7 protein-coding genes and 1 tRNA gene are annotated in these 8197 nt (G+C 62.6%); 5 read left to right on the plus strand and 3 right to left on the minus strand.

Going from position 1 to position 8197, the window contains the following annotated elements:
- Together EN742_RS15620 and EN742_RS15625 are read right to left on the minus strand one after the other, a co-directional pair.
- Positions 1-1486 (minus strand): DEAD/DEAH box helicase (locus EN742_RS15620; RefSeq protein ID WP_189375351.1); only part of this gene is annotated, 1486 nt, incomplete at its 3' end.
- A 192-nt stretch (positions 1487-1678) separates the two neighbouring features.
- Positions 1679-2452: an NAD kinase gene (locus EN742_RS15625; protein WP_126054388.1), complete on the minus strand. Its 774-nt coding sequence runs from the start codon at positions 2450-2452 to the stop codon at positions 1679-1681.
- Positions 2453-3607: 1155 nt separating this feature from the next.
- Between EN742_RS15625 and EN742_RS15630 the strand changes: the two genes are divergently transcribed.
- The 3 genes from EN742_RS15630 (at position 3608) to EN742_RS15640 (ending at position 6958) form a co-directional block, all read left to right on the plus strand.
- Positions 3608-4642, plus strand: a complete 1035-nt coding sequence (locus EN742_RS15630; RefSeq protein ID WP_126054389.1) for an extracellular solute-binding protein — start codon at positions 3608-3610, stop codon at positions 4640-4642.
- A gap of 68 nt (positions 4643-4710) precedes the next feature.
- The gene (locus EN742_RS15635; protein ID WP_127407211.1) at positions 4711-6138 is read left to right on the plus strand and encodes an amidase; all 1428 of its coding nucleotides are present in this window, start codon (positions 4711-4713) and stop codon (positions 6136-6138) included.
- A gap of 160 nt (positions 6139-6298) precedes the next feature.
- Entirely contained in the window at positions 6299-6958 is a 660-nt protein-coding gene (locus EN742_RS15640) for a TetR/AcrR family transcriptional regulator (protein WP_245455460.1), read from the plus strand.
- A 166-nt stretch (positions 6959-7124) separates the two neighbouring features.
- Here the strand turns inward: EN742_RS15640 and EN742_RS15645 are convergent.
- Positions 7125-7200, minus strand: a tRNA-Thr gene (locus EN742_RS15645).
- A gap of 157 nt (positions 7201-7357) precedes the next feature.
- Between EN742_RS15645 and EN742_RS15650 the strand changes: the two genes are divergently transcribed.
- Both EN742_RS15650 and EN742_RS15655 read left to right on the plus strand, forming a co-directional pair.
- Positions 7358-7525, plus strand: coding sequence for a hypothetical protein (locus tag EN742_RS15650; RefSeq protein ID WP_126054408.1), 168 nt, complete (start codon positions 7358-7360; stop codon positions 7523-7525).
- 179 nt (positions 7526-7704) lie between these two features.
- Positions 7705-8022 carry a BA14K family protein gene (locus tag EN742_RS15655; RefSeq protein WP_126054409.1) on the plus strand — a complete coding sequence of 106 codons (318 nt, stop codon included), beginning with the start codon at positions 7705-7707 and terminating at the stop codon, positions 8020-8022.
- The last annotated feature ends 175 nt before the right edge of the window (positions 8023-8197 follow it).

Consider the following 8197-nt stretch of genomic DNA (forward strand, 5'->3'; position numbering starts at 1 on the left):
CTTCCTGGCGGTGGCGGGCAGGGCGGTCGCGTTTCGACTCGCTGCGCTGCTCGTTGCGATCACCCTTGCGTTCGCTGTTTTCGGAACGGATTGCTTCCTTGCGAGCGCGCCGCTCGCCGATATCGGCCACCGTGGCTTCGACTGCGACCGGCTGCTCCCCGGATACTGCAGCCGGCGCCGTGTCTTTGCTGTGCCGGGCCTGGCGCTCGCGTGATTTGCGCTCGCCCCTGTCCTTGCGGTCCTCGTCCTCGCGGCCGGCGCGGCGCGGTGCGCCGCGGCCGCGGCGGGGCGCCTCGTCCTCGCCTTCACTGGCGACCACCGTCGACAGGTCGCCGTCGTGCCATTCGATCCTGGTGCCGATCAGGCGCTCGATGGCGTCTATATATTTGCTGTCCGACTTGGTGGCGATGGTGAAGGATTTGCCCGAGCGGCCAGCGCGGCCGGTGCGGCCGATTCGGTGGACATAATCCTCGGCGTGGATCGGCACGTCATAGTTGAAGACGTGGCTGACATCGGGGATGTCCAGGCCGCGCGCCGCGACGTCCGAGGCGACGAGGTAGCGCAATTTGCCGTCCCGGAAATTGGCCAGCATCTGCATGCGTGCGCGCTGGTCCATGTCGCCATGGAGCGCGCCGGCATCGAAATCATACTTCAGCAGCGAGCGGAACAGCTCGGAGACCTCGACCTTGCGGTTGCAGAAGATGATGGCGTTCTTCAGTTCGGCATCTTCGGCCTTGATCAGGTTGCGCAACGTCTCGCGCTTGTCCCAGGGTTTCGAACCGGACTTCACCAGCCGCTGAGTGATGCTGGTCGCGGTGGAGGCGGCCTTCGAGACCTCGACGCGCACCGGCGCATGCAGGAATTTTTCCGTCAGCTTGGTGATCTCTGGCGGCATCGTCGCCGAGAAGAACAGCGTCTGGCGTGTGAACGGGATCATCTCGCAGATGCGCTCGATGTCGGGGATGAAGCCCATGTCGAGCATACGGTCGGCTTCGTCGATGACGAGGATCTCGACGCCGTTGAGCAGCAGCTTGCCGCGCTCTCGATGGTCTAGCAGGCGGCCGGGCGTCGCGATGAGCACGTCGGCGCCGCGCTCCAGCTTCTTGTCCTGTTCGTCGAAGGAGACGCCGCCGATCAGGAGCGCGATGTTGAGCTTGTGGTTCTTACCGTATTTGACGAAGTTCTCCTCGACCTGCGCGGCAAGCTCGCGCGTGGGCTCAAGGATAAGCGTGCGCGGCATGCGGGCGCGGGCGCGGCCTTTTTCGAGACGGGTCAGCATCGGCAGCACGAACGATGCCGTCTTGCCGGTGCCGGTTTGGGCAATGCCCAGCACATCCTTGCCCAGCAAGGCGTGCGGGATGGCGCCGGCCTGGATCGGCGTCGGCTTGGTGTAGCCGGCATCGGTGACTGCGGAAAGGACCTTCGGCGACAGGCCGAGGTCCGCGAATGTCAACGCTTCTTGAGCGGTCTGGGTGTCTGAGGACAAGTGTTGGCTGTCTTTGGCTGGTTTAGGGAAGCGCAACGGCATCCGTCGCGGCAAGCGCCGCGCGCCTGCAAGATCGGCGTTGGAGTTAGGCGCAAGGCCGCGATTTGTCAACAGAAACGGCCCGAATTGCTGCGATTGTGAAGACGTAACCTTAATCGCGATGCTTAATCGAAGCCTTGTCCTTGCGCCGGCTCAGTAGCGGAACTGTTCGGCGAGGATACGCTCGTTCCACGAATGGTTGGGATCGAACAGCAGCGTGGCTGTCGCCGTCGGCGACTCCCGCACCGTCACAGAGGCCACAGCCTTTACTTCCGTATGGTCGGCGGCAGCGTTCACCGGCCGCTTTTCGGCCTCCAATATGTCGAAGCGCACCGTCGCCTTGTTGGCGAGCAATGCGCCGCGCCAGCGGCGCGGGCGGAACGGACTGACCGGTGTCAGCGCAAGCAGAGGCGCGTCGAGCGGCAGGATCGGTCCGTGCGCGGAGAGGTTATAGGCCGTCGAACCGGCCGGCGTCGCGATCATCACGCCGTCGCAGTTCAGTTCCTCCAGCCGCACCTGCTCGTCCACCGTGATGCGGATCTTGGCTGTCTGGTAGGACTGCCGCCACAGCGCCACCTCGTTGATCGCCAGCGCCGATACCGTTTCGCCCTCGCGCGTCACCGCCAGCATCTCCAGCGGACGTATGGTTTCGGCGACGGCGGCGGCGATACGTTCCTCGAGGCCGCCGGCCCGGTATTCGTTCATCAAGAAACCGATGGTGCCACGGTTCATGCCGTAGACCTTCTTGCCCGTGCTCATCGTGTCGCGGAGCGTCTGCAGCAGGAAGCCATCGCCGCCGAGGGCCACGACGATCTCGGCCTCTTCGACCGATGTCTGGCCATAATGCGACGACAGGCTTTCCAGTGCCGCCCTGGCGTCGGCGGTGTCGGACGAGACGAAGGCGAAACGGCTGGTGGCTTTGCTCATGGCTTTCCGATGACGACCGGCTGGCGGCGACCGGTTCGCAGCCGCGCCAGCGCCGGGGTAGCATGGGCCGCCCGCATGTGCAAAGGGCGCGGCGGTGTTCGCCAATGGCTGCCAAAAGGACCGCTCGCGCATTGTGTCGGCCAACAGGCGAACGTGATGGTTAAGGCGGAGCTTAAGCTCTCGTAAAGCCGGATCGGTCATGTTAGCCGGCAGTGGATGGGTTGGTGGGGGCTAGCCAGTCGAGACCTGTCTATTGCCGGTGACACGCCTAATCATCGTCTTCCTGATGCTGGGAAGTTTTGCCCTCGTTTTCGCCGAGTTGGTGCGCCGCTCGGAGGATATGAGCTTCCGACCCGAGCCGACTGCTTCGCGCTGCGGCGACGCAGCTGGGACGCCCTGTCCGCAAAGGTCGCTGTAAGACCGCTGCGCCAAGCCACCGCGCAATCTACGACCACCGCAAGCACACCGAACATGCCGGCGAGAATAATCAGGTTGACAGTTTTGGCGCGCATATGCCCAAGCCCTGTGGTGCGGAATTCGCCTCCGTTGTCATCAACTCCTGTAGGCTGGGCCTGATGGACTGCATCCCGGTTCGATACTCGCAGTCACTCGGTAGCCGGACTGTGAAGCCGACCTCCCGCAAGCTCGCCGCGATCCGCTCGGCGCTGCCATTGGCATTGGCTTAGGCCGGCGAACCGTCATAGGTCGGACCGGCGACGACCAAGGCGATACGCTCCTCGCCGCGCGCGGCGAGGAAGAGCGCCATGGTCATCAACAGCACTGCCGTCAGAAAAAGGCGAATAACCCCCGACCCTGTAAGCCGCGGCTGTTCACGCCGAAGCTTGCCCAATCCGTCTATGGCCTCGCGTTTGACGATACATGACACGTTCGCCGGCGCATCGGCGCGTCAATTCCGGTTGCCGATGGCCGAAAGAGGCCTCTGGCAGGGTGCTTGCCGCCCCAATCAGCGATTGTGCCTTCAACGGGCCAACTGGGTAATGTCGCCTAAAAGATGTTGACTGTATGTTTAGTCATAGTTATTCCTTGCATTGAGTTGGCCAGCTGGCGTCCGCCGGTGAATGGCCACGGAACGGGAACTATCTTCATTGGACCGAGGCCGCATTTGTGGCCGGTCCCAACAATGGGAGAAGCAGCATGAACTGGAAATCGACCGCGACGGCCGCCGGGCTGTCGCTGATGGCCGCGACGGGCATGGCCCGCGCCGACGGCGAGCTCAACATCTACAATTGGGGCAACTACACTAACCCCGACCTCATCAAGAAGTTCGAGGAGACCTACAAGGTCAAGGTGACTGTCACCGATTACGACTCGAACGACACAGCGCTGGCCAAGGTGCGCCAAGGCGCTTCGGGCTACGATATCGTCGTGCCATCGGCCAGTGTCATGCCGATCTGGATAAGCGAAGGGCTGCTGCTGGAGACCGACCCCAACAAGATGGAGAACTTCAAGAACGTCGATCCAAAATGGGTCGACGTTCCGTTCGATCCAGGCCGCAAATACACCGTTCCATGGCAGTGGGGCACGACCGGTGTGTCTGTAAACAAGTCGGTGTATTCCGGCGACCCGAACACGTCGGCAATTTTCCTCGACCCGCCCGCCGAGCTCGTCGGCAAGATCAATGTCGTGCCGGAGATGGGCGACATCCTTTTCCTCACCATCTCCTATTTCGGCGGCGAATACTGCACCGACGACAAGCAGGTGCTGAAAAAGGTGCGTGACAAGCTGGTCGAGGCCAAGGCGAAATGGCTTTCCTTCGATTATGCGGCCGTCGATGGCCTCGGCAGGGGCGACATCGCGGCCGGCGTGAACTGGAACGGCATATCGCTGCGCGAGCGGCTGGAGAACGACAAGATCGTCTATGGCTATCCGAAGGAAGGCTATCCGATCTGGATGGACAATGTCGCGGTTCTCAAGGACGCAAAGAATGTCGAGAACGCCAAGCTGTTCCAGAACTTCATCATGGATCCGAAGAACGCGGCGATGATCTCGGCCTTCGCGCACTACGCGAACGGCATCAAGGGATCCGAGCCCTTCATGCCGGACGACATGAAGGGGGCGCCGGAGGTCGAGGTTCCGGCTGAATTCGCCGCCAAGGGCAAGTTCATGCCGGCCTGTCCGCCGGACGTGCAGGCGCTTTATACGAAGATCTGGACCGACCTTCAGAAATAGCCGCGCCGAAACCGTTCCGGCCACAGTCGCCGGACCGCGTGCGGTCCGCCGACCGCAGGAGACTGCCCATGACCAATCTCGATCTCTGCTACATGCCGGCGAGCGAAGCGCTGCGGCGGTTCAAGGCAAAGCAGCTCTCGCCTGTGGAGCTGATGCAGGCGGTCATCGACCGCGCCGAGGCGACGAAGGAGACGATCAACTGCTTCACCTTCACGCATTTCGACGAGGCGATGAAGCTGGCCAGGAAAGCAGAGGCGAAATACGCCAGGGGCGCCCGGACCGGAGCTCTCGAAGGACTGCCGATCGGCATCAAGGATGAGAGCTATATCAAGGGCAAGCCGACTTCGCATGGCTCGCTGCTGACCAGGGATGCCGTATGCGGCCATACTTCGACGATGAACGAGCGCATCATCAAGGCGGGCGGCATCGTCCATGCGCGCACGGCGACGCCCGAATTCAGCTGCGCCGGCTACACCTGGTCGAGGCGGTGGGGCGTCACCCGCAATCCGTGGAATCCGGACTTCACGCCCGGCGGTTCGTCCGGGGGTGCCGCAGCGACGCTGGCTTCGGGCACATCCGCGATAGCGACCGGTTCGGACATCGCCGGGTCGATCCGCATCCCCGCATCGGCCTGCGGCCTTGTCGGTTTCAAGCCGCCCTACGGTCGCAATCCCGACGAGCCGCCGTTCAATCTGGACTTCTATTGCCACACCGGACCGCTGGCGCGAAACGTTGGGGATGCGATCCTGCTGCAGAACGTCATGGCGGGACCGAGCCCGCTGGACATCGCCACACTGCGCCCGAAGCTGCGCCTGCCGCTCGATTACAAGCCCATCAAGGGCTGGAAGATTGCTTTCTCGATGGATCTCGGCTCCTTCGAAGTGGACGCCGATGTGCGCAGGAACACGCTTGCCGCATGCGATGTCTTCCGCTCGCTCGGCGCCACGGTCGAGGAAGTCGATCTGGGCTGGGGCGACGAGGTGCTCAAGGCCGGCATGGCCTATCTCGAGCATCTCTTCGGCGCCTCGCTGTCGCAACTGCTCGAGGAGCATGGCGACGACATGACCAGCTATGCGCGTCGGTTTGCCGAGGAGGGGCAGAAGTCGAAGGCCACGGACTTTGTCGGAACCCTGGAGGTGGCGGCCCGGATGTATCAGACATTGGGTCCGTTGCTTGAAAAGTACGATGTGCTGATCTGCCCGACGAACGCTATCCCCGCGGTGCCTGCCGAGTTCGATCAGACCACGGACACTGTCGAGATCAACGGCAGGCAGGTGAACGCGTCGCTGGGCTGGGTGATGACGACACCGTTCAACATGATGAGCCGTTGCCCGGTGCTTTCCATGCCGTCGGGCAAGGCGGCGAGTGGCGTGCCGACAGGCATCCAGATTGTCGGCCGCACCTATTGCGATGCCGATGTATTTCGCGCCGCGATGGCTTATGAGACGGCTCAGGGCCAATGGTATGACAGCGCCGGGACACGCCCGTCGCTTTGAGCAATCCCGGGGGCGCGACCGTTCTCTGGCGTCGGTTATGGCGGGCGGACGCCCGATATTACAGAATGGCTGTGGGACCGGAGGTTCCGCCGCGGGCTAGAAAAGGCCGATGAAAATGGCGCAGCGCAGGGCAACTGCAACAGCCGCAAGACGGGCCGCCATGGCTGATGGCAGGGGGTCGGCGAATGATGCCGCGCCGCCCAAGGATCGTCGGCGCGAGCGCGGCGAGGCGAGCGTGCAGCGTATCATCGACGCCACCATCGACCTCATCGCCGATGAAGGGCTGGCGAGCGTCACCATGCAGCGCATCGCCGAGCAGGTCGGCTCGTCGAACGCGCTGGTCGTGTTCCATTTTCGCAGCAAGGAGAACCTGTTTCGGGCCGTGCTGCAGTATCTCAGCGATCGATATGATGAGCTGTGGGCCACCTTGGTGCGGGCGCCCGGGCTGTCGCCGGTTGAAAGGCTGCTGGGCGCGGTCGAATGCGCGCGAGGATTCGCGCGGCAGCATCCAAAGTGGGTTTCGGTCTTCGTCGTGTTCTCCAGCGACCGCAAGAGCATGCAGATCTACAACGAGATCGGGTTGCCGAGCGACCTCGCCTACACGGCCGAAGCGCGCGAGCTGCTGATCGAGATCTCGCGCAGTGGCGGCTATTCCGGCGTCGACATAGACACCTTATCAGAGAGCCTGAATTATCTGGTTCACGGCGCCTGGTACTGGGATCACCTGAACCCTTCCGGCCGTAACACCAATGTCCTGCGCAAGACGATGCTGATGCTGCTGCATCAGGCGTTTCCGCGGCATTTCGATCTTGAGCGCTAATATCTACCGGCTCTGCCGCAGATGGCAGCCGGCCTGGCGGTTGTGCGCCATTTCGGCTTGTTTGCAGCGAACTGTCGACTGTCCTCCTTCGCCAAGGCTTCGGAGGACACCCCTTCGTCTAACGATCTTCGGGTGGCCTGCTACCCGAAGCTCGAAGAGCGAAGGGTGGTGCCCCCGGACGGGATCGAACCGCCGACCTTCGGTTTACAAAACCGCTGCTCTACCAGCTGAGCTACAAGGGCATGGCGCTCCGGTAGCATATTCCATGCGCCAGTAAAGACAAAACTCCGTTCGCGACAGCTGATTGACCCGGCGAGGGCGGCCCCGCGCCATCCTGAAAACGGCAGGGCGGCTTCCTATATCAGGGCGAGATGCAATTACCTGGTTGAGGGTTTTCGCATGATCCGGCTCGTCATCATCTTCCCGCTTGTCGTGGTGGCCTGGCTTCTCGTGGTCAAGCTCGTCAGCGATTTGAAGAAAGCCAGCATCGACTGGACCGGCGTCACCACCATCATCGGCTTCATCGCGCTCGCCTTCTGGCTGCGCCATATCACCGGCATGGGATGAACCAGTGAGTAGGCAGTAGGGAATAGTGAGTAGGGAATGGCAGGTGGCCGCGTAGGCGACACTACTTCCTACTGACTATTTCCCACTTACTCAAAAAAGTTTCGAACCTTTTTCGCGGGCGCGACGACTGATGATCAAGAGGCGGATGGATCGCCTCTCCCACGCAACAGGAGATCATCATGTTCAAGCGCACCATTGTTTCCGGCCTCATCGCCACCTCCGTCGCCGCCGCCACGCTGGCCGGCACCGTTCAGCCCTCGGCCGCCCATGGCCATCACCACCACCGCGAGATCGGCATCGGCATTGCCGCCGGCGTCGGCGGGTTCGTACTCGGCAGCCTGCTCGCTCAGCAGCAGCAGCCGCAGCCTGTCTATGTCGACGAATATGGCGGCGGTTCCTCGCACGTCCGCCGCTGCCTCGCCCGCTACGCCAGCTACGACCCATACTCCGACACCTATGCCGGCTACGACGGCTATCGTCATTACTGCCAGCTCTGAGAGGAGGTGAACCGCCTCAGGCAACCGGAAGAAGGGGCTTCTCGGTGGCCCCTTCTTCTGCCGTCAGGGGGCTGGCCCTGCTGCGTTGACAGACTTTCAAGCGGAAACGGCTCCGCCGTCGGCGGTGTACAGCGATTTTCCGAGCGTCTAATCTCTCCCCAACGGCCACACCGAG

Source organism: Mesorhizobium sp. M4A.F.Ca.ET.020.02.1.1 (genome assembly GCF_004022645.1).
Taxonomy (GTDB): Bacteria; Pseudomonadota; Alphaproteobacteria; order Rhizobiales; family Rhizobiaceae; genus Mesorhizobium.

What these genes read in the sequence shown, in the direction of transcription:
- EN742_RS15650 (WP_126054408.1), top strand. Translation starts at nt 7,358, where the DNA reads ATGATCCGGCTCGTCATCATCTTCCCGCTTGTCGTGGTGGCCTGGCTT.
- EN742_RS15640 (WP_245455460.1), top strand. Translation starts at nt 6,299, where the DNA reads ATGGCTGATGGCAGGGGGTCGGCGAATGATGCCGCGCCGCCCAAGGAT.
- EN742_RS15630 (WP_126054389.1), top strand. Translation starts at nt 3,608, where the DNA reads ATGAACTGGAAATCGACCGCGACGGCCGCCGGGCTGTCGCTGATGGCC.
- EN742_RS15655 (WP_126054409.1), top strand. Translation starts at nt 7,705, where the DNA reads ATGTTCAAGCGCACCATTGTTTCCGGCCTCATCGCCACCTCCGTCGCC.
- EN742_RS15635 (WP_127407211.1), top strand. Translation starts at nt 4,711, where the DNA reads ATGACCAATCTCGATCTCTGCTACATGCCGGCGAGCGAAGCGCTGCGG.
- EN742_RS15625 (WP_126054388.1), bottom strand. Translation starts at nt 2,452, where the DNA reads ATGAGCAAAGCCACCAGCCGTTTCGCCTTCGTCTCGTCCGACACCGCC.